The organism is Subsaximicrobium wynnwilliamsii (assembly GCF_007997225.1).
Taxonomy (GTDB): domain Bacteria; phylum Bacteroidota; class Bacteroidia; order Flavobacteriales; family Flavobacteriaceae; genus Psychroserpens; species Psychroserpens wynnwilliamsii.
In genome coordinates this window covers 37,509-59,694 of record NZ_VORM01000002.1, presented here as the reverse complement: position 1 = coordinate 59,694, position 22,186 = coordinate 37,509, and the positions used below count along the sequence as shown (strand labels likewise).

14 protein-coding genes are annotated in these 22,186 nt (G+C 40.5%); 7 read left to right on the top strand and 7 right to left on the bottom strand.

All coding sequences use genetic code 11. From position 1 onward, the window contains the following. The first annotated feature begins 3 nt into the window (after positions 1 to 3). Positions 4 to 585 carry a tRNA-(ms[2]io[6]A)-hydroxylase gene (gene miaE, locus ESY88_RS01635; RefSeq protein WP_147085158.1) on the top strand — a complete coding sequence of 194 codons (582 nt, stop codon included), beginning with the start codon at positions 4 to 6 and terminating at the stop codon, positions 583 to 585. On the opposite strand, the gene ESY88_RS01630 is transcribed toward miaE, so the two are convergent. The 3 genes from ESY88_RS01630 to ESY88_RS01620 are packed head-to-tail and all read right to left on the bottom strand — an operon-like array spanning position 582 to position 4,036. After that, positions 582 to 1,496 carry a Ppx/GppA phosphatase family protein gene (locus ESY88_RS01630; protein ID WP_147085157.1) on the bottom strand — a complete coding sequence of 305 codons (915 nt, stop codon included), beginning with the start codon at positions 1,494 to 1,496 and terminating at the stop codon, positions 582 to 584. The two genes, miaE and ESY88_RS01630, sit on opposite strands and share 4 nt — an antisense overlap. 2 nt (positions 1,497 to 1,498) lie before the next feature. Continuing rightward, on the bottom strand, positions 1,499 to 3,550 hold the full coding sequence (ppk1, locus tag ESY88_RS01625) for a polyphosphate kinase 1 (protein ID WP_147085155.1): 2,052 nt from the start codon (positions 3,548 to 3,550) through the stop codon (positions 1,499 to 1,501). Beyond that, positions 3,551 to 4,036, bottom strand: coding sequence for a SixA phosphatase family protein (locus ESY88_RS01620; RefSeq protein ID WP_147085153.1), 486 nt, complete (start codon positions 4,034 to 4,036; stop codon positions 3,551 to 3,553). 395 nt (positions 4,037 to 4,431) lie between these two features. Here ESY88_RS01620 and ESY88_RS01615 point away from each other — a divergent pair, with 395 nt between their 5' ends. The 3 genes from ESY88_RS01615 to ESY88_RS01605 are packed head-to-tail and all read left to right on the top strand — an operon-like array spanning position 4,432 to position 13,126. Then, entirely contained in the window at positions 4,432 to 10,245 is a 5,814-nt protein-coding gene (locus tag ESY88_RS01615) for a gliding motility-associated C-terminal domain-containing protein (RefSeq protein WP_189702487.1), read from the top strand. 12 nt (positions 10,246 to 10,257) lie between these two features. Beyond that, positions 10,258 to 11,175, top strand: a complete 918-nt coding sequence (locus ESY88_RS01610) for a PorP/SprF family type IX secretion system membrane protein (RefSeq protein WP_147089812.1) — start codon at positions 10,258 to 10,260, stop codon at positions 11,173 to 11,175. 13 nt (positions 11,176 to 11,188) lie between these two features. After that, the gene (locus ESY88_RS01605; RefSeq protein ID WP_147085147.1) at positions 11,189 to 13,126 is read left to right on the top strand and encodes an OmpA family protein; all 1,938 of its coding nucleotides are present in this window, start codon (positions 11,189 to 11,191) and stop codon (positions 13,124 to 13,126) included. A gap of 380 nt (positions 13,127 to 13,506) precedes the next feature. Here the strand turns inward: ESY88_RS01605 and ESY88_RS01600 are convergent, their stop codons facing one another. Continuing rightward, a complete protein-coding gene (locus ESY88_RS01600; protein ID WP_147085145.1) occupies positions 13,507 to 14,667 on the bottom strand; it encodes a THUMP domain-containing class I SAM-dependent RNA methyltransferase in 1,161 nt (386 codons plus the stop codon). An 89-nt stretch (positions 14,668 to 14,756) separates the two neighbouring features. Here ESY88_RS01600 and ESY88_RS01595 point away from each other — a divergent pair, with 89 nt between their 5' ends. From ESY88_RS01595 to ESY88_RS01585, 3 genes are read left to right on the top strand one after another with little or no spacing between them, the layout of a single operon-like run. Next, positions 14,757 to 15,488, top strand: coding sequence for a class I SAM-dependent methyltransferase (locus ESY88_RS01595; RefSeq protein ID WP_147085143.1), 732 nt, complete (start codon positions 14,757 to 14,759; stop codon positions 15,486 to 15,488). Beyond that, positions 15,488 to 16,162 carry a ZIP family metal transporter gene (locus ESY88_RS01590; protein WP_147085141.1) on the top strand — a complete coding sequence of 225 codons (675 nt, stop codon included), beginning with the start codon at positions 15,488 to 15,490 and terminating at the stop codon, positions 16,160 to 16,162. The genes ESY88_RS01595 and ESY88_RS01590 overlap by 1 nt, the downstream gene beginning before the upstream one ends. A 33-nt stretch (positions 16,163 to 16,195) precedes the next feature. After that, complete coding sequence (locus ESY88_RS01585; protein ID WP_147085139.1) at positions 16,196 to 16,624, top strand: DUF4268 domain-containing protein; 429 nt, start codon at positions 16,196 to 16,198, stop codon at positions 16,622 to 16,624. A gap of 135 nt (positions 16,625 to 16,759) precedes the next feature. On the opposite strand, the gene trhA is transcribed toward ESY88_RS01585, so the two are convergent. The 3 genes from trhA to ESY88_RS01570 all read right to left on the bottom strand — a co-directional run bounded on the left by trhA (position 16,760) and on the right by ESY88_RS01570 (position 22,186). Further along, entirely contained in the window at positions 16,760 to 17,386 is a 627-nt protein-coding gene (gene trhA, locus ESY88_RS01580; protein ID WP_147085137.1) for a PAQR family membrane homeostasis protein TrhA, read from the bottom strand. After that, positions 17,386 to 18,075 (bottom strand): DUF4294 domain-containing protein, encoded by a 690-nt coding sequence (locus ESY88_RS01575; protein WP_147085135.1) that lies wholly within the window; start codon positions 18,073 to 18,075, stop codon positions 17,386 to 17,388. Before ESY88_RS01575 ends, trhA begins: the two co-directional genes overlap by 1 nt. Before the next feature lie 454 nt (positions 18,076 to 18,529). Continuing rightward, a complete protein-coding gene (locus ESY88_RS01570) occupies positions 18,530 to 22,186 on the bottom strand; it encodes a M1 family aminopeptidase (RefSeq protein ID WP_147085133.1) in 3,657 nt (1,218 codons plus the stop codon).

The following is a 22,186-nucleotide window of genomic DNA, read 5'->3' as shown; positions in this document are numbered from 1 at the left end:
ATCATGCTCGGACTCAAATTACCAACAGACCCACGTTGGGTCAACATCGTCGAAAAAAATATTGAAGACATTCTTACAGATCATGCCTACTGCGAGCAGAAGGCTGCCAGTACCGCGATATCACTCATTATAGGTTTTCCGGAATATTCTGATTTGGTGGAGGAAATGATCGCTTTGGTCAAAGAAGAGATGAGCCATTTTAAATTGGTGCACGATCGTATTTTGGAAAATGGGTGGATATTGGGACGAGATCGCAAAGACGATTATGTGCTCGCCTTGATCAAATTTTTCCCAAAAGGTGGCAGCCGAACCACACAATTGGTACATCGTTTACTTTACGCGGCCTTGATAGAAGCGAGAAGTTGTGAGCGTTTCCGGCTGCTTTCCGAAGAACTAAAAGATAAGGAATTGGCGGAATTCTACAGAAAACTCATGGTAAGCGAGGCCAACCATTACACCATGTTTCTAGGTTTTGCCAGACAATATGGCGACCGGAAAGACGTGGATCAAAAATGGCAAGACCTTTTGGAATACGAGGCCAGCATTATGAAAGAACTTAGCAAAAAGGAAACCATCCACGGTTAATCCAACGCCAAATCCACACTGGAAACAGTTTTGTAATACACACTTTTTATGATGCCATCTGAGAGTCCGATTTTTGGGACATAGATATCCTTGGCACCACTCCATTTCATGGCCGACAAATAAATACGTGTCGCGGGGATGATTACATCTGCCCTATCCTGGTTGAGTTCCAGTTCGGTGATGCGCTCTTCATAGCTGTAAGTTTGCAATTTATTATAGTAGCTGGTCAAGTAAAAATAAGTGAGTGGCTTGCCCAAGGCTTTCCCAGAAATCTTGAATATTTTGTTGATGTTGCCACCAGATCCAATGAGATCCACTTTGTGATAATCTTTGGTAACCAATTTTATCCAAGTTTCCAACTCCAGCCAAGTTTCCTTTTTAACGATATCGTTCAAGAGCCTTACGGTGCCTATTTTTACCGATCGGGAAGCGACTGTTTTGCCTAGATGAATCACAGAAAATTCGCTACTTCCACCACCAACATCCACATAGAGATAGGTTTTGTCCTCTTTGATATAGGATTGTAAATCGGTTGCTGCGATAATGGCAGCTTCTTCCTCACCATCGATGATGTCTATGAAAATGTCTGCCTTTTTTTCTATAAGTTTTGATATTTCTGCGCCATTATCTGCCTCTCGCATTGCTGAAGTAGCACAGGCTTTATAGGTGCATACCTTATGGGATTTCATCAATAGTTTAAAGGCCGTCATGGTATCGACCATGCGTTTTTTGTTTTCTTCGGAAATGGCCCCGTTCACAAACACATCAGAGCCCAAGCGAATGGGCACTCGCACCAAACTGCTCTTTTTAAAAGCGGTGGCTTTCCCTTTTTGTTCAATGATATTGGCAATCAACAACCGTACTGCATTGGAACCGATATCAATTGCTGCGTATTTTTTTATTGTAAGCATTACTAATTCAATTTGTTTTTAAAATAATCGTAAAGTGCAAATTGCGACCTTACGCGCGGTAAGCTTTGAGCTTTGTAATTATTATCTGGACTGCCATCTATAATTCGGGATTTCACATTGTCGCTCCAACAGATTTCAAAAGTATCCAGCAATTCCTGCTTCAGATTCTCTTGATAAATTGGACAGCTCACCTCCACCCGATTCTCAATATTTCTAGACATCCAATCGGCTGAAGAAATATAGATTTTAGGATCATCGTTATTGCAAAACACATATAACCGGGTATGCTCCAAAAATTTATCAATTATAGAAATCACTTCTATGTTCTCACTCATTCCCTTCACTCCAGGTATCAAGCAACAAATACCTCTTACGATCATTTGGATCTTGACACCTGCTCGACTCGCTTCATACAGTTTATCGATCATTTTATAGCTCGAAATACTGTTGAGTTTTAATTTGATGAATGCAGGTCTCCCCAATTTCACGTTTCTGATTTCTTGATCAATCAACAGAAATATTTTGGACTTGGTGTAATGCGGTGATGTAATTATATGTTTGTACCTATAAATAAGGTAGTTGATCTCAAAAAAACTAAAGACTTTATTGATATCCTTCAATATTTTTTGATTCGAGGTAAATAAAGTGAAATCGGTGTAGAGTCTAGCGGTAGACTCATTAAAATTCCCGGTGCTAATAAATCCATAACGTTTAAGGTGATGCGCTTCTTCGCGCTCAATCACGCACAGTTTGCAGTGCACTTTGAGACCAGTAACCCCAAAAAGCATAGTGATGCCCTCATCTTGCATTTGTTGGGCATAATCAATGTTAGCCTGTTCATCAAAACGCGCCCGTAATTCTATGGCTACGGTAACCGATTTTCCGTTTTTAGCGGCATTGATGAGGGAACTGGCCACGTGACTAATTTGAGCCAATCTATAAATGGTAATCTTAATGGTTTTGACTTTTGGGTCCAACGCTGCTTCCCTCAAAAACTTAACGATATAAGAAAAAGTTTGATATGGGGTGTGCAACATGTAATCCCGTTCAGAAATCGTTTTGAAAATACTGGTCTCCAAACTCAAGCCTTTCACCTTCAAAGGAACGATTTTATCGTACAGCAAATCGGTTCTGCCCAAACTAGGAAAGCCCATATAATCTCTACGATTGTGATAGCGCCCGCCAGGGATGATACTGTCTTTGGAATCAATACCCATTACAGACATCAAATACTCCAAGGTGACCCCATCGATGGTTTGGTCGTACACAAAGCGCACTGGCTCTCCAATTTGGCGGTCCTTGACACTTGCCGAAATTTTCTCAATAAAGCTTTTGCTCAAATCACTGTCAAAATCCAATTCACCATCCCTGGTAATTTTGATCATATGCGCAGAAATCTCTGAATAGTTGAAAATATTGAAAATATCATCCAAACAGTAACGCAATAAATCATCTAAGATAATAATGTAGTCCTTGTCATCCTTCCTAGGAAGCACCACAAAGCGATCCATGGATTTGGGGATCTCTATCAAGGCGAATTGGCGATCACCATCTTTAAGTTCCATTTTCACAGCCAGATATGCCGATATATCTTCAAGCATAGGCAACTCTACCTTATTGTTGAGTATGATGGTTACCAAGGCCGGACTCACATGTTCAATAAAATAGTTTTTGATGAAAATCTGTTGCTCGGCATCCAACTCAGTCTCCTTGATCACGAATATATTTTTCTTCTCAAGCTTGTTTTGAATATTGCTCAAAATATCAAGGCTTTTAGATTGCTGCTTGATAACGATATCGGTTATTAGTACTAAGAGGTCACTGGCTTTGATACCCAGTTCACTTTTGCCACCTTTGCCCGCTTCATCGATTCGTTTTATGGTGGCATAGCGCACCTTGAAAAATTCATCCAGATTATTGGAGAATATCCCTAAGAACCTTAGGCGCTCTATTAAAGGCACATCTTCATCTGCAGCCTCTTGCAGCACTCTGCCATTAAATTGCAACCAACTCAACTCACGGTTGACATAATCATTTTTTTGCGCTTTAATCATTTACTTAAAATCCCTGGGAAATATGGTTAGACTCGTTTTACCTTTTTTAATATCGACCCATGAATTCACATCAAAATCAATGGCGACCAAACCAGAGGTTGGCAGGTTGTCAATATATACATCTCCAAATATATTGCAAATAGATGTGAAAGCATTATTATGACCAAAAATCATAACATTATTGTAACGATCATCCAATGATTTCATGAAATCGATCACAATTTGTCCTTCAAAATCGTATAATTTGTCCAAAACAGTCACACTTGCCACTTCACGATTGAAAACTTTCACAAAAATTTCACATGTTGAAAATGCGCGGTTTGCAGCGCTTGAATAGATGGCGTCCAAGGAAACTTTTTTAGTCAAAAAAGCTTCGGAAACCAAGTGCGCATCGGTAATACCTCTTTTTTTGAGCGGTCTTTCTTTATCGGTCACATCGTGTTCCCAAGATGATTTTCCGTGTCTTACTAGAATTATTTTCTTCATTTTAAGTTCGATTAAGTGCAAATTTTTCCGATAAAATGTTGTTTATTTCCATTTTAACGATTATTTTCGTCCCTTTAACATTTATATTTGTTATAGCCAAACATAATGAGTTGCTTTGGCAACATTATTTAATATCATATAATGATCCCAAATCAAAGATATATTAATAAATCCATTTCCCTTGCATTGGTTTCCGATGCACTTCCCTCAACACAAGTTTTTGATTTTAAAGGTTATTATATGTTAGGCACCTATTTAGGTAAGTCTAATAGTGGTAACTAATGAAATATGTGGATCAGAATAAGCTTAATTATTTTGATGTTTTCTAAGTTTTATAGTGTTATTTATTTTTCTCAAACAAACTAAATTTTAAGTGTATGTTAAATATTACTTACTTGAAAAAGCTATATAGAAGCTTTTGGTTGCTTCTATTATTAATGAGTTTTAAGACGTTTGCACAAGCTCCTACGTCATTTCCTTGCGATGGAACACTGTTCTATCAAACCATCCAATTAGACTCATCCATTGCTGGCGTGGGAAGCGCTGGTGATTTTGTGCTTTATACTGTAAATCCCGATAATGGAGCGTTTACCTTTTTCTCCAATTTATCGGTTGATGATGATGGCGCAGGCACAGGTGACGTTGCCTTAATTGGTACCATAAATGGGCTTGGCTTCAATACCATAGATGGTTTGCTTTATGGTATTGATTCAACTTTAGATTATTTGTATCGCATAACTCCAAATGGTTTTGTTGAGAACTTAGGCATAATTAGTGGCCCCATTTCGGCGTCTAACAACTATTCCGGTACTTTTGACAATAATGGGATTTATTATGTTTTGGGCAATAATCAAAAATTGGTAAGTATTGATCTTTCATCCGAAGTAAACGCGGGAGATCCTCTTGTCTCTACCTTAGTCTATGATGTTGGTAAGAGATCTCCAGATATAGCGATTAACCCTACCAACTTTAAAATGTACGGTTGGGATGGCGCAAGGAGACAGTTGTTTTCAGTTGATCTAAACAACGGTGATGTCAATGTTATTGGTCCAGCTGCCAATACGAGCAACTACGATACATTTGGAGCTTTGTATTTCACTGCTGGAGGACAATTATTTGGTTATGGTAACGACGTAACTGTTGGCGGTAGCGGGAATACCCAAGAAAGTGTAGTCCAATTCAATCTTTCCACAGGTATTCCAACCACAATTGGTCTGGGAATTTCCGTCACAGCTAATGATGGCGCCTCTTGTCCGTTTGGCTTTGAACTTTTCAAGGACGCTCCTGCTGCGGTAGATTTAGGTCAGGTTTTCACATATACATTTACCATTTCAAATGCGACCAGTGATCTACTTCAAAATTTAGAATTTGTTGATAATCTCATGTCAGGAATCGTATTTGCTTCAGATCCTTACAATCAAACCAATGGTCTTTCAACCGTAGGGTCGACAAACGGGCAGACCTCTGCGAACTTGATTATCAACAATATTCCTGTTGGATCGAGTACTTTTCAAATTGATGTCATTACAGACTGCTCCGTACAAAATATGGTTATTAGCAATCAAGCTACTTTAGCCTCCGAATTTTTGACTGTGGTTTCCGATGACCCTCAAACTTCTGGTATAACCAATACCACCATTACAAATATAGAAGACCCAACCATAAACGTACCAGATCCATTGCAAATTGAAGGTTGCGATATAAGTGTGTTAAATGCTGCTTCAGCCGTGTTCCCTTTGAATACAACATCAGCCTCAAGCGATATCAAAGACATCTTTAATACCGTGGCCGATTATACCACCACAGCATCTCAGAATATTACGAGCATTACCTATATCGATACCATCGTTGACGAAGAGGCCTGCCCAATAGTTGTCAATAGGGCTTTTAGCCTAACAAGCACTTGTGGGACAGTTTCGATTATCACTCAAGTCATAAATGTTATAGATACCGTTGACCCTATATTTCAGGAGAGTCTGCCCGCAGATTTGACCTTCGAATGTAGCGACGAGATCCCTGTTGCTGAGACCTTGACAGCAACAGATAACTGCAGCCAAGCAACGGTTGCGTATTCTGAAACCATAATCCAGGGAGACTGCCCTTCCCAACAAACTATAGAAAGAACTTGGACTGCGACCGACGAATGTGCCAACACGCTTGTACACACGCAAACCATTTCAATTGATGACACCACTGCGCCTGTGGCTCCAGAAGCTCCAGCTGATATCACGATTGAAGAATCAGATCCAAACAATGTACCTGCCGTAACCTTGACTGCCGTGGACAATTGCTCAGGCGAAATTGATGCGACTTCGGTAGATACCGTAGATGATTCTGATCCTAATAACATCTTCATCGTTAGAACTTGGACGTTTGTTGATGATTGCGATAATAATTCATCAATCTCACAAACCATAACCTTATTTAACAATCCGTCCTTTACTTGTGATGGCACCGTCTTTTACCAAACCATTAAAATTAATCAAGACATAGAAAATGTTGGATCTGCGGGTGATTTCATACTCTACCTGGTCAATCCAAGTGGCGACTTTTCTTTCTTCGCCAACCTATCAGTTGATGATGACGGCGCTGGTACAGCAGATGAAGCTTTGGTGGGTTCTATTAATGCCATTGGTTTTAATACGTTGGACGGCTTGATTTATGGAGTAGATTCAACAAATGATTACCTGTATCGTATCTTACCTAATGGGTTTGTTCAAAATTTGGGAATCGTTTCTGGTCCAATTTCAAATACCAGTAATTACGCAGGTACTTTCGATAATAATGGAACTTATTATATTTTAGGTAACAATGGACATATAGTAAGCATTGAGGGAACAGAAGACATCCATCCTGGAGACCCCATAGTTTCAACGTTCTTGTACGATTTAAATTTGAACTCAGCAGATGTTGCTATAAGTCCTTCAGATTTAAAAATGTATGGATGGAAGAGCAGTACTAGACAACTGTTTCGAGTAGATTTGAGTACAGGAAATATTGAAATTATAGGACCTGATGCCAATACAAGCAATTATTTTTCTTTCGGCGGCCTTTATTTTACAGCTAGCGGTCAATTATTTGGATATGGTAACGACACAAACGTTGGCAGTCCTGGTAACTCTCAAGAAAGCGTCGTTCAATTTAATTTATCTACCGGTGAGCCAACTACCATTGGCATTGGGGTAGAAGTAACTGAAAATGACGGTGCATCGTGTGCCTTTGGATTCGAACTTTTAAAGGAAGCTCCTGATACAGTGGATTTAGGCCAAACATTTACCTATACTTTCACTATTGCTAATGCGACCAATGATATCTTAAATGATTTAGAATTTATCGACAATCTCGTACCTGGACTTGTATTTACTTCAGATCCTTACAACATCACAAATGGTATGACCATTACTGGCAGCACCAACGGACTTACCTCTGCAAACCTTGATATAAGTGCTATCCCGACGGGCTCAAGTACATTTCAAATTGATGTTATCACCGATTGCTCGATAACAGATATGGTAATTAGCAATCAAGCGACATTATCTTCTGAATTTTTGACAGTTACATCTGATGACCCTGATACTGCTGGGGTTACCAACACCACATTAACTCAAATTATAGATCCTACGATTAGCGTGCCCAATCCTTTAACCATTGAAGGATGCGATATTAGTGTAGTTAATGTTGAAACTGCTGTTTTTCCATTATCGACCACAATGTCAGATGATATCAAGGATGTGTTCAACACTTTGGAAGATTACACTACCACGGCACCTCAGAATATAACGAGCATTACCTATATAGACACTGTTGTGGATGAAGACAGTTGCCCAATCATAATAAACCGGGTATTTACATTGACCAATACCTGTGATGTTTCTACAACGTATACCCAAGTCATAAATGTTCAAGATAGCACGGCTCCTGTAACTCCAGAGGCACCAGAGGACTTGGTTTTTGAATGTAATGATGACTTACCAATGAGCATGGACTTGACCGCGGTTGATAATTGTTCGGGTGAGATAACCGTATCCCCAGTTATGACCACCGATGATACCAATCCTTGCAACGTGATCATGACCTTTACTTGGAACTTTACAGACGAATGTGGAAACACCTCCTCAATATCCCAAATTGTTAGGGTAACCGATGAAACTGCACCTGTGGCTCCAGAAGTTCCTGCAGACATGACTTATGAATGTATTGATGACATTCCAGAAGGTGTGGAGCTATCAACTTTAGACTATTGTGCTGGTGAATTGACTACCTTACCAGTCGATACTATAGATGACAGCGACGCTTGCAACGTGGTCGTTACTAGAACTTGGACATTTACCGATGCTTGTGAAAACACAACTGCGGTCTCCCAAACAATAACGGTTATAGATACCACTGGCCCTACTTTTACAGTGCCAAACGATATTGCCATAGATTGTGATCAAGATCCTACAGACATCACTTTAACAGGCGGTGTCGCAGATGCAGTAGATAATTGTGCTGCAAATGCCCTGGAAACATCTTATTCAGATTCTATAACAGACGGCACTTGTGAAAATTCAAGCATCGTGAGCAGAAGCTGGACGGTTACAGATCCTTGTGGTAATGCTACCATTTTGGTTCAAACCATTACGGTTCAAGATGCGACTGCACCAAGCTTTACAGTTCCTGCAGATATCACTTTTGAATGTGATACCGATGTGACCGATCTTAGTATAACAGGTGATGTGACCGATGAAGCTGATAATTGCGCAACAGGTCTCGATGCCACTTATACAGATGAAACTTCAAACAATGACAGCTGTACTTCCACCATTATCAGAACCTGGACCTTGACCGACGCTTGTGAGAATACCACAACCCAAGTGCAAACCATCACACTGCAAGATGATACTGCACCAAGTTTTACAGTTCCTGCAGATATCACTTTTGAATGTGATGCCGATGTGACCGATCTTAGCGTAACAGGTGATGTGACCGATGAAGCTGATAATTGCGCAACAGGCCTCGATGCCACCTATACAGATGAAACTTCAAACAATGGTAGCTGTGCTTCCACCATTATCAGAACCTGGACCTTGACCGACGATTGTGAGAATACCACAACCCAAGTGCAAACCATCACACTGCAAGATGATACGGCTCCAAGCTTTACAGTTCCTGCAGATATCACCATAGAATGTGATGAAGATGCTACAGATGTTAGCATTACAGGAAATGTTACCGATGCCACCGACAATTGTGACACCGAGCTCGAAGCAACATTCACAGATGACGTTGTGGCTGGTGAGTGTGATAATTCTTCTGTAATCACTAGAACTTGGACAGTTGCCGACGCTTGTGATAATAGTACAACCTTAGTGCAAACCATCACGGTTCAAGACAGTACTGCGCCAACCTTGGTTGGTGATTACGAGGCCAATGTTGTGCTAGCTTGCGGTGAGGACACCCCAGAAATACCTGAATTGGAATTTGTGGATGCCTGTTCTGAAACCGTTAATGTTGATTTTACTGAAAACACCGAGGATGAAGCTGCGATTGTGAGACAATGGATCGTGAGTGATGCTTGTGGAAATGAAGCGATTTTCATTCAAACCATTAGCATCAATGAGCAAGGCGAAATCACAGTGGACAACTCCACAGACTTATGTATCGAAGATGATTTTGATACAGACTTGTTTGACCTACTTTCAGGCGATTTTGACACCAACGGAACTTGGACAGAAGCCTCTGGCAATGCAGTAATTGACGGAAGCTTTTTCAACCCTACATCATTATTGGATGCCAGCGGAGACTATCCAGATAGCGCCATTCGTGATTATGTGTTCACGTACACAACCACTGGCAATTGTGCACTTACAGTAGATGTGACCGTTGCCATTAACGATGAGTGTGTTGTTGCGCCGGCACTACCTTGTGACCGTGATAACGTTGTCATCTCCAAAGCAGTCACTGCAAATGGCGATAATATCAACGATGAGTTTTCCATTACTGGCGTTGAAACTTGTGGGTTTACATATGAGTTGCAGATATTCAACCGTTGGGGAGCTAAAATCTATGAGAACTTCAATTATCAAAACGATTGGAACGGGACTGCATCAAGCAAATCCATAGGAAGCTCTGGCTTTGTACCAACTGGAACCTATTACTACATATTGAACATAAAGAATAGTGGATTTGAGCCTATCGCAGGACCTATTTACGTATCAACTAAATAAATCTTAACCTATATGAAATTTCTAAAGTATAGTATTATAGCCTTCATGTTGCTTAGCGGCCTGATGAGCGTTGCACAACAACTTCCGCAGTTTACGCAGTACATGTACAACACTATTGCGATAAACCCCGCTTATGCAGGAAGTAGAGAAACTCTAAGCGTTGTGGGATTGCACAGAAGCCAGTGGGTTGGACTTCAAGGTGGACCAACAACACAAACCCTATCCGTTCATGCGCCTTTGCGTAATGAGAAAGTAGGTTTGGGAGTTTCCTTTATCAACGACCAATTGGGCTACCAAAACTTTCAATACCTCTATGCCGATTTTTCCTATACGCTTAACTTAGGAGAAAAAGTCAAATTGGCCTTTGGCCTTAAAGCTGGTTTTACCGGGTATAGTCTGGACACTGATTTTCAACAAGCTGAAGCTGCTGATCCAGTAATATTTGGCTATGAAGATCGCTGGAAAGCCAACATTGGTACAGGTTTGTACCTCCATACCAACAGATGGTATGTGGGGTTATCTGCACCCCGATTGTTGAATACCGATTATTCTGGAGATCAAGATTTTCAATCGCTTGAGCGTATTAGCTATTATTTTACTGGGGGTTATGTGTTTGACTTGAGTGAGGAGGTTAAATTTAAACCTGCCACCTTACTTAAAATGACAAATGGCGCACCTTTATCTCTAGACCTTACCGCCAACTTCCTGTTTTTTGATAAATTCTGGCTCGGCCCAGCTTACAGAATTGATGAACGCGCTGGTTCTTTTGGCGGCCTTATAGATTTCCAAGTCTCAAAACAATTTAGAGTTGGTTATTCTTATGAGCACCCAACCTCAGATCTTAGGCCTTACACCTCAGGAACCCACGAGATCTTGTTGATGTTCGAACTCTTTAAAAGCAAACGTATAAAATCACCTAGATACTTCTAAAAAACCTATTCTTATGAAATCAAAGTTTTTAATCTTAATATTTGCGCTTAGTAGCACATTTATGATTGCCCAAGAAAGACTAGCAGATAAGTTTTTTAGCAATTATGGCTATGTAAAAGCGACTGAACTTTACCAAGAGGTTCTCAAAAAAGGCGATACCACACTAAACGTTTTAACCCGTTTAGGTGACTGCTATTATAATAATTCCAATTCTGAAAAAGCAGCCTTTTGGTATGCCAAGGCTTTTGATAAATATGGACAAGATAAAATCAGTCCAGAATATATGTACAAGTATATTCAGTCTTTGAGAAGCCAGAATGAGTACGAAAAGGCTGAAGATTGGATGGCCAAATTTATGATCGTTCAAAATGATGACTCTAGAACCGAAGAATACAATCCTGAAAACATTGTGAAGTATGACTATCTCAACGATGCTGAAAGGAACCGCGTAGTGACTCTTAAACCTGCTGCCTTTAATTCGGCAAACTCAGATTTTGGCGCTTACATTAAAGACAATATGCTTTATTTTGCTTCCGCTAGAAATACAGAGGGCAACAAAATCTACGGGTGGAACGATGAACCGTTTTTAGATTTGTACCAGCTCGCAATTACTCGAGACCAAGATAGCCTTTCCTTCGGACCGGCAGAATTAATGCCTTCGGAGCAGGTAAATTCAAAATATCACGAAGCCTCGCTGGCCATTACAAATGATGGCAAGACCATGTATTTTACTCGTGATAACATGTCTGGCAGCAAGCGAATTGATTATGACAAGAAAGGAACAACCCATCTTAAATTATACAAAGCCAGCTTGGTTGAAGGTCAATGGGAAAGCATTATAGAACTTCCGTTCAATGACATCTCCTACTCCAATGGCCACCCTGCCTTGAGTCCCGATAACAAAAAATTATATTTCGTGTCTGATCGTGAAGGCGGTTTTGGCAACACCGATCTTTATGTGGTGGATATAAAAGGCAATGACTCTTATGGCGAACCCCAAAATTTAGGCGCTAAGATCAATACTGAAGGTCGTGAGATGTTTCCGTACGTAAGTCAAGACAGCACGCTTTACTTTTCTTCCGATGGAAGATTAAATCTTGGATTCTTGGATATTTTCAAATCCAATGTTCTTAAGGATGAGACGGCAGAACCACTAAACCTGGGAGCACCATATAATAGTAGTTATGATGATTTCGCTTATTTTAATACTCTGCCTTCCGACGAAAAAGAGACAGGCTATACCGGCTATTTCTCATCCAACCGCCCAGGCGGCAATGGTAGTGACGACATATACATGTTTGATACACGCATTTGCTATGCCACCATTAAAGGATTTAGCAGAAAGAGTGTGGACAACACCATCCTTCCCGGGGTGACGGTACAGTTGATTGATGAAGTTGGCAAAGTCATTTCCGAAGTAAAAACAGGCGTTGATGGCGCTTATGAGTTTGAGGCCAACTGTAATTACACTTACACCGTATTGGGTACCATTAAAGATCATAAGCCAGATCAAATCTCGGTCACCACCACTAATAAGACTTCAGAAATTGAAAATGCAGATTTATTTTTAGAGCCTTTGATCAACGATAACCAAATTGTCATCAACCCTATTTTCTTTGATTTTGACAAAGCAGAAATTAGAACCGATGCACAATATGAATTAGAGAACATCGTAGATGTATTGCGCGCTCACCCTAAAATGATCATCAGGATTGAATCCCATACCGATAGCCGTGGTCGCGATTATTACAACATGAAATTGTCTGATAGACGTGCCAAAGCTACTGAAGACTATATTTTATCAAGAGGTATTGCCGAAGACCGCGTAGAAAGCGCAATCGGTTTTGGTGAGACCCAACTCTTGAATGAGTGTTCTAACGATGTGAAATGCACTGAAGAACAACATCAATTGAATAGACGTTCTTACTTCTATATTTTGAAGGATGAATAAACCGTTTTAACTGAATAAAAAAAGCAGACTCCAATTTGAAGTCTGCTTTTTTTTGGTTTAATTTAGGATATAAACCAAGGAAAAAAATCAATTGGTGTGCCCTTCACACAATAATTGGGATTGCTTTTAGAAGGGTTCAACTAAATCACTCCTATGGACTAAAGTACCATAGATTTTTTGAAACAGACTGAAAGTCTGTTGAATTCGTGAAATGAACAGTATCTCATTGAGTGCGCTTTGAGAAGAATAACAGATTTCGCGACAACCTGCCTACCGGCCAGGCAGGTTCGTGTAATTCGTGGCTAAAATATTTTTAGAGGCTGAAGCGAGATGGACCAAAGTACATAGTTTTAACTTTCTTTGAGACCAATAAAACCGAATCAATCCTCTTGATGTTTTGCTTTCTTACTCCCTTCATACATCACATATTTTACCAAACGTGCTTCCAATTTAGCATTGACAAGGTGGATTTTTCGTGATGGTCGCAACCCAACATGTTTTAAGGCTTCCAAATTAGAGGTAATGAACCAAGCATCGGTGCCTGGATAGCCCTGTTTAAGCGTATCGCCAATATCCTTGTAAAAAGTTTCCATATCAATGTCCAATCGTTCTCCGTAAGGTGGATTAAACAACATGTGCAATTTGGCATCCCCTTCTTTTTCCGTCTTGAAAAAGTCGTGGTGCTGCAACGTGATGAATTCCTCTAAATGGGCATTTTTAATGTTGTCGGTGGCTTTGGCAATCGCACTTGGTGATTTGTCATAGCCAATGATCTTATGATAAAATTCTCTAGTCTTACTCAATAGCGAGGCCTCTATTTTTTCAAATAAGTCCACATCCCAGTCCTGCCAGCGTTCAAAGGCAAACTCCTTACGCATTAAATTTGGAGGAATATTACAGGCAATCATGGCCGCTTCGGCTAAAATCGTACCGCTACCACACATGGGATCCATAAAATCAGATTGCCCATCCCAACCAGAAAGCATGACCAAACCAGCCGCCAAAACCTCGTTGATAGGTGCAATATTAGTGGCGGTTTTATACCCACGCCTGTGCAAGGATTCGCCAGAGGAATCTAATGAAATGGTACACATATTCCGGTCAATATGAACATTGATCTTCAAATCTGGGAACCTAAGGTCCACATTGGGCCGTTCCCCATCCAAATCCCTAAATTTATCCACAATGGCATCCTTGGTTTTGAGCGCTATGTATTTGCTATGCGTAAAAACCTCAGAATGCACCGTGGCATCAACCGCCAAGGTGCCGTTAGATTTCAAATAATCATGCCAAGGCATCTTATAGACTTGGTCATAAAGATCTTGTTCGTTCCTAACCTTAAAGGACTTTATGGGTTTTAAGATTTTAATGGCGGTACGCAAGGCTAAGTTGGCTTTGTACATAAAGCCCTTATCGCCTTCAAAGCTCACATTACGAACTCCTTTTTTAATGTGCATTGCGCCCAATTGCAACAATTCTCGCTCCAATAAATCTTCAAAGCCAAAAAGGGTTTTGGCCACCATTGTATAATTATTCTCCATGTGCATGTTCTTATAGGTTGCAAAAATAAAGTATTTTTGTGGTAACTGAGGATGATCTATAAACAGATGCATTTTCTAGCACAATACTTATGATCCCACACACACAACAATGGTTCGACTCTTGGTTTGATTCGCCATTTTACCACATACTTTATGAGGATCGCGATCATAGCGAAGCCCAACAATTTATGGATAATTTGAGCAATTACCTCAATCTCCCGGAGAACGGGACGGTCTTGGATTTAGCCTGTGGCAAAGGGCGGCATTCCATTTACCTCAACAGTTTGGGTTACGATGTGACCGGTGTGGACCTTTCAGAAAACAGCATCGCCTACGCCAAGCAGTTTGAGAATGAGAGCCTTCATTTTGAAGTGCACGATATGTGCAAACCTTTCAACAAACAATTTGATGCGGTCTTCAATCTGTTTACCAGCTTTGGTTATTTTGAAAAAGACAATGAGAATCTCGACACTATCAAAGCAATTCAGGCGGAGTTGAACGAATACGGATTTGGCGTGATCGACTTTATGAACAGCACCCAAGTGATTGAAAATTTGGTTGATGAAGACATAAAAACGGTTCATGGCATTGACTTTCATCAAAAACGCTATGTTAAAGATGGCCACATCATCAAAGATATTTCTTTTTCTGCGGAAGGAGAACACTATGAATTCCAAGAGCGTGTGAGAGCATTTACCTTAGCAGATTTTGAACAACTCTTTGAAAAAGCTGGCGTACATCTTTTGGATGTTTTTGGCGATTACAAACTCAATAAATTCCATAAACACAGCTCAGAGCGTCTCGTGATGATTTTTAAATAATGATATCGTATTTACTACCCATCCTAGCAGTGGTATTTGGCTTTTTAATAGCCATCGCCACCAAGAACACACAAAAGACAGCAACCAAACTCCTGCTCTCCTTTAGCGGCGCTTTTTTATTGGCCTTGACCCTATTTGAATTATTGCCTGAGGTGTACCAACATTTGGATGCGAAGACTACCGGTCTTTTCATCATGTGTGGGATTCTCCTGCAAATCATTTTGGAATTTTTCTCAAAGGGAGCCGAGCACGGTCATGTGCACATCCATAAAGAAGAGACAGACTTTCCATGGTCTTTATTCGTTAGTTTGTGCTTACACAGCTTTTTGGAAGGCTTTCCCATTCATGAACACAACGACATGGTGTACGGGGTTTTGGTGCACAAGATTCCCATTGCCGTCTTGATCACTACCTTTTTGCTGCAATCCAGTTTTAGCAAAACCAAAATCGCTTCTTTCTTGATTGTTTTTATGTTGATGACGCCTTTAGGCACTTTGGCAAGTAACAATTTGACCATTGATACAGCGTATCTTAGCATGATCAATGCCTTAGTGATTGGTATTTTCTTACACATTTCCACCACTATTTTATTTGAATCTGGAGAAGGCCATAAGTTCAATCTCTCTAAATTAGTGGCGATTGTATTGGGCATTTTCATTGCCTATCTCATTTAAGTTTTTTATTCTGAAACAATAAGCTTCAATCACATGTTTAGTAAAGAAGAATCACGCCAACTGCGACAGGAATTTTGGACGAGCTTCGGAAAGTCCTTTCCCAGAAAATGGATTCTATACGACACGAAGATCAAGGGCTTGGCATTTAAGTTCCATTTTGACACCAAGTCGGCAATGGTCGCTCTCGATGTGGAGGACGACTTAGAACAGCGCATCACTATTTGGGAACGCTTGGAGTCCCTAAAGTCGATTTTGAAAATGGACTACTTGCCCAACGCCATTTTCGCGGAAGAATTCATCTTGAAAAACGGCAAGGAAATCTCCAGAATCTATCTGCCCTTAGAACAAAAAGTGTCCATTCACAATAAAAATACCTGGCGTGAGGTCATGGTATTCTTTAATGATGAGATGTTAAAATTTGAATTGTTTTTTGAAGATTTTGAGGATGTGTTGCGTGTTTGAAATGTGCAATAATCACTGCTCATACGAGTTGCAATACAGAAATCAATAACCTCGGGGCAAGCCCACAAGGCCTGAATTGAAAAATGTTATTTGTATGTCGAGCTAAGCCTCGGGAAATAAAGTCCTCTGGAGGGATTAAATCACGTACAAATAAATCATCAGGAAATGACAAATGGCGCCTCCCAATACAAAAAGGTGCCAGATCACGTGGTTGTAAGGAATTTTGTGCACTGCATAAAACACAATCCCAATGGTATAGAATGCGCCTCCAGCAAAAAATAAAGCGAGACCGTTAGCGGTCATACGGGCTGCCAAAGTAGGATAGTCAAAGACGATCAACCACCCCATGACCAAATAAAGCAACGTGGAGAAAATCTCAAAACGCCCCGTAAAGAAAATCTTGAGTATCAAGCCAAAGGCTGCAATCCCCCAAACAACGAAGAATAAAGTCCAGCCCAAACTATCGGGTAGCATGATCAATAAAACTGGGGTATAAGTACCTGCGATGAGTAGATAGATACTGATATGGTCCACAATTCTAAAATAATGCTTGCGTCGTTCTCCTTTTACAGCATGGTAAAAGGTTGAGGCCAAAAACAAGACAACAATTGAAAGTCCATAAATGACCACACTAAACATGGCGAATGGCACATTTTTTTCAAGAAAGACAATGAGCAAGAACAAACCTATAATTCCTAAAACCGCACCAATCCCGTGGCTCCAAGCATTCAGCTTCTCTTCAAAATCACTTTGTATGCGCATTAGTCTTTGGTTTTTGTGGCGGCGGTGTTATGTCGCCATTTATCCGAAAGGTCATAGAAATCAAATTTTACAGCTGGTTTTTGGCGTTCCAAAAGACGCTGCTGAAAGGCGCGTTCCAAAATATCCTCAATCAAGAAATCCTCCTCTACCAACATGGGATCAAATTCTTCCTTCAGTGAAATATCAAAAAGGTTGGCTGTGGTATTGAACCAAAAGGCACGCCACCCACTTCGAAGCTCCTTAATGAGGTCAAATGTGGTATTACCGGTTTGCCGATGTATCAATTTAACTAAAATTTGTCCTTCTGTTTTTGTGAGTTTTTTTAATTCCGCAGAAAATTCGTCTTCAATATATTTCTGGATTTTCTTGGCATATCGGCGCTTCTCATAATTTTTATCCAAACGTTCCAAACGTTCATTCAAGGTGGTTAAACGATCGGCTGCCAATTTTGCATAGGGGTAAACCTTTAAGGTCTTTCGGCGTAAAATAAGATAGCGAATGCGTTCGTCTTTAGAATTGAAATCCAGTTTGCTCAGCACTAAGACCTCACTCAAATCAATTGCGGTTTTGGGAATGCTATCGCCTTCAACATAGATATACTGCACCATGGTAGAATCCTGGGCTTCAGGATCTACTTGGGCAACAACCAACATCGGGAGTATGAGCAAAATATAAAGTATAGCTTTCATCGGGCGTTATTCATCTAAAACCATTCCAATTTCAAAACTGTCAAAATTAGGAATTTGTTACCCGTAAAACCTTAAAATCGTATTAATATTGTGGAGAATCAAGACCGGAGACCGGAGACAGGAGACTGGAGACCGATGACCGATGACCAGAGACCGGAGACCAGAGACTGGAGACTGGAGACTAGAGGCTAGAGGCTAGAAGCTAGAAGCTAGAAGCTAGAAGCTAGAAGCTAGAAGCTAGAAGCTAGATAACTAAACTATATCAAAGGCATAGCACAACTTACATTTTTCAGCAGTAAAAAAAACAAGTGATTAGGTTAATGTATTGATACTCTGTTCTTGATTCTTAATTCTCTGTTCTTATTTCTTGGTTCTTGACACTCTGTACTTGATTCTTGGTTTGATTGATTCTTAATTCTTGATTCTTATTTCCTGGTTCTCAAACAAAAGACCTCTACTCCCCCTGCAACCTTTCTCGATTGTCCCCAGAGCGTGTATCTATCAATTTGTTGTAAGGGTCTACGCCTACTTCGCTGGGTTTTTCATCCACAATGATGGAAACCTTGTTATGAATATCTGTAATCTTGTGCTTCTTGAGATACAATTCTTTTTCTTTCTGTTTTCCATCGACTTCAGTTTCCGCAAAAACACCTATATCAATATAGTCCTGTAAGGGCAACGATAATATGGGTCTGGTTTTGCCTTCCGGAGTATAGGAAATTGAATCCCTTCCTTCGTCTGCATAAAAGCGCCTGCCTTTCTCATTATTGCGGTATTTGCTCACTTCAAACTCAATGTCCACTTGGTATTTACCGTTATCCAAAGCTTTTGAAGTCGCCTTGACCACACGGTTATCATAAAGCGTAATCGTTTCAAACATATCCTTGATGAGGTATTGCAAACTGTCTGGCGTGACCTCACGAATGTAGTTTACCATGTCTACCGAAGTGGTATAAGGCGGTTCTTGAAATTTCACTTTCTCAACATAGCGCTGCAAGGCATTGTTCAATTTTTTCTCGCCAATATAGTCACTCATGGCATAAAACACTAACGATCCTTTCTGATAGTGAATGTAACCCTGACCGTCATTGTACATCAAAGCATTCTCACGCTTGCGCTCAAACGTACGTTGTGTGAGATAATCATCCAAGGATTTTTTCAGGAATTTTCGCATCTGTGTTTTACCGATTTCCTGCTCCAAAACCTTTAGGGAAACGTACTCCGATAAGCTTTCAGATAACATGGTCGCTCCCAAAACATCGGCTCCAATCACTTGATGCGCCCACCATTGATGCGCCACTTCATGTACGGTAATGGCGTAGGTGTAATCAATGCCGCCGTCTCCACTGTCATCCACATCGGCAATAAAACCTGCATCACCGGCAAAGGGAATCGTGTTGGGGAACGATTGGGCAAAACTGCCACTCGGGAATTCCACAATGCGCAGTTGCTTATGTTGATACGGGCTGAAATTCTCACTATTATAAGCCAGTGACGCCTTCATCCCTTTCATCATGCGCTCTAAATTATACGCATGCCCCTTATGGTAGTAGATTTCAAGGTTCACGTCCTTCCATTTGTCTTTTTTAACTAGATATTCTGCGGAATTGAACGCGTAAAAGTTCAACATTTTGCTGTCCATTTTATAATGGAAGTAACGACGTCCATCTTTTGTCCATTCTTTCTGAAGGTATCCTGGTGCTATCGCAATTTGATCTTCCGAAGTGCTAACGGTCGCCTCAAAATCAATCCAATCACTATCCTTGGAAATATAGGTGTTGCCCAAGGCTGTAGAATCTGTAGGCTCTGGTTTCAGCTCATTAGGTGGCAAACCATATTTTTCACGAGTCTTGTCATCGGTCAATTCCCCACCACTATACCCCAAACGCGGAAATAATTGGGTGTTGTTCACAAAAGTACCATTACTCACAATTGGGGAGTTGGTCACAAGAAGTGTATTCGGTTTATTGCGGATTTCAAAATGAAGGTTCAAACTATCGCCAGGCTGCAAAGGTGTTTTAAGCTGATAGATGTCAAAATGATAGATGGTATCTTCAGAAACCAAAGTGTTTGGTTTATTAAATTCAAAGGTACTGATGTAATCATTATGGTTTAAGAAAACACTATCAATAGCAACATTTGACTTGTTGACCATCAGGTAATCGCCCGAGGCTTCAAAATCACGTTTTTTAGGAAAAATATCCAAGTTGGTCTTTACTGAAACAATGCGCGGTTGGGCATAATCCTCATATTTTTTATAGGTCTTTTCCCAATCGACGGTCAATTGCTCGCGCTCTTTTGAAGTATAACGGTCGTTATTGATATTGGTTTGCTTGAAAATGGTAAAGCCCAAAGCAAAGAAGCTGAGCAGTAAAATCACAAACGTAGTCGCCACTGGGGTCGTAAACCTGCTGTTTGCAATCGTCAAACGCTCCTTAAACCCATGGGGTAAGCCACGCACCCAAAATAGTGCAGTAATGATCAACAAGAGTAAACCCGCGATAAACCAATAGCCTTTGTATAGCAAATACCTCCCAAGGGAATCGCCATAACCGTTCATGTCATTATAGCTAAACCCAGGACTTTCATTAAACTTAAAAATATCCTGTTCAATGCCGGCCAAAGTGAGCAGCGGGATGCCAATGGTCAATACAATCATTACAAATAGGCCCAAATACGGATTGCGAATCAAGGTTTGAACAGCTAAGGACAAGAAGGCCCAAATCACATAATTGATAAGTTTGAGACCAAAAAGCTCTTTGATGTAAAGCCCGAGTTCAAAGTCATAATAGCCTTTATAGGTTTGAAACAAGACACCGGCCACCAAAACCACAGCCAATAATACAATTTGCATTTTGACGATGGCAATGAGTTTAGACAAAAATAAGGACCAATTTGGGATTGCGGTCACATCTTCCAAACCATTCATGCTCGCAATTTTACTGCGGTTCACTAAAAGTCCCGCATATAAAAACGTACAGATATTTATGGCAAAAACAAATAGGCCGCCGCCTTGCAGCATGCGCCAAGTCTTAGGATAGGTTGGTGTGGCGAAGGGATTACCTAAATCGGACAAGCCAAACAGCACAACAATCAAGCCCACCAAAACAATGCAGATGAATGGCCAGCTCTTGACAATAAATTTGAAATCGAAATTTGATATTTTCCAAGTGGTCTTTAAATTCTGAAAAAAGGAATGATCAAAACTCACTTTAGGCAAATTGACTCTTGTGATGCCACCAAAATTGCGTTTTGTAGAACGTTCCGATTTTTTACTTCCGAATAATGAAAACGTCATAGCATTCTGGCTGAAGCTGAAAAACCTGTAGACCAAACCAAACACCAAAGACGCCACGCCCAACCAAATCAAACGGTTGTAAAGTATGGCATCGCTAATGGGAATATGAAGCTCGTTCTGCTCGAAGACCGTCCAATATCTCGTATCGTAGGCTGTGGCGGCACTTCCGAAGGGATCCAACAAAGCGGCTAAATACCGCTGGCTAGGGTCTGACAACAAACTCTCGGTCAAGCCTTGAACAAAGAGCAATAAAATAACCGTAATGAAACCCGCAGCAATGTTTCGCGTAAACGTAACCACTGCAAAAACAATGGCGCCAAACAGTAAAATATTGGGCAATACAAACAACCAATAGGCATCAAAATACGATTTGAAAGCAAAAGCCCCCACCACATCGCCATTGGTGCCAGGCAATCTAAAACCAATAAACATCCCAATAGCAATGGTCAATACAATTAAAGACACAATTAGAATGGAACTGAAAAATTTGGCAAACAAATAATTGGCTTTCGTGAACGGGTACGAGTATAAAATGGTGTGCATCTCACTCTTAAAATCGCGATACACCGAAACCCCTATGATACTCGGGAATAGAAAAAATATCAAGATGGTTAACCCATTGATGAGATTATTGATGCCTATAGGCGAATTCACAATAAGTGATGAACCCACGCTGGCAGTAAGGCCGTCAAAAATGCCTGCTGTGGTGGCCGCAAAAAACAAGGCCATCATAAAAAATATGGCCATATAGATATAAAATGCTGGCTTCTTAAACCAGTACTTTAATTCATGAAAAAATATAGTAGAAAACAT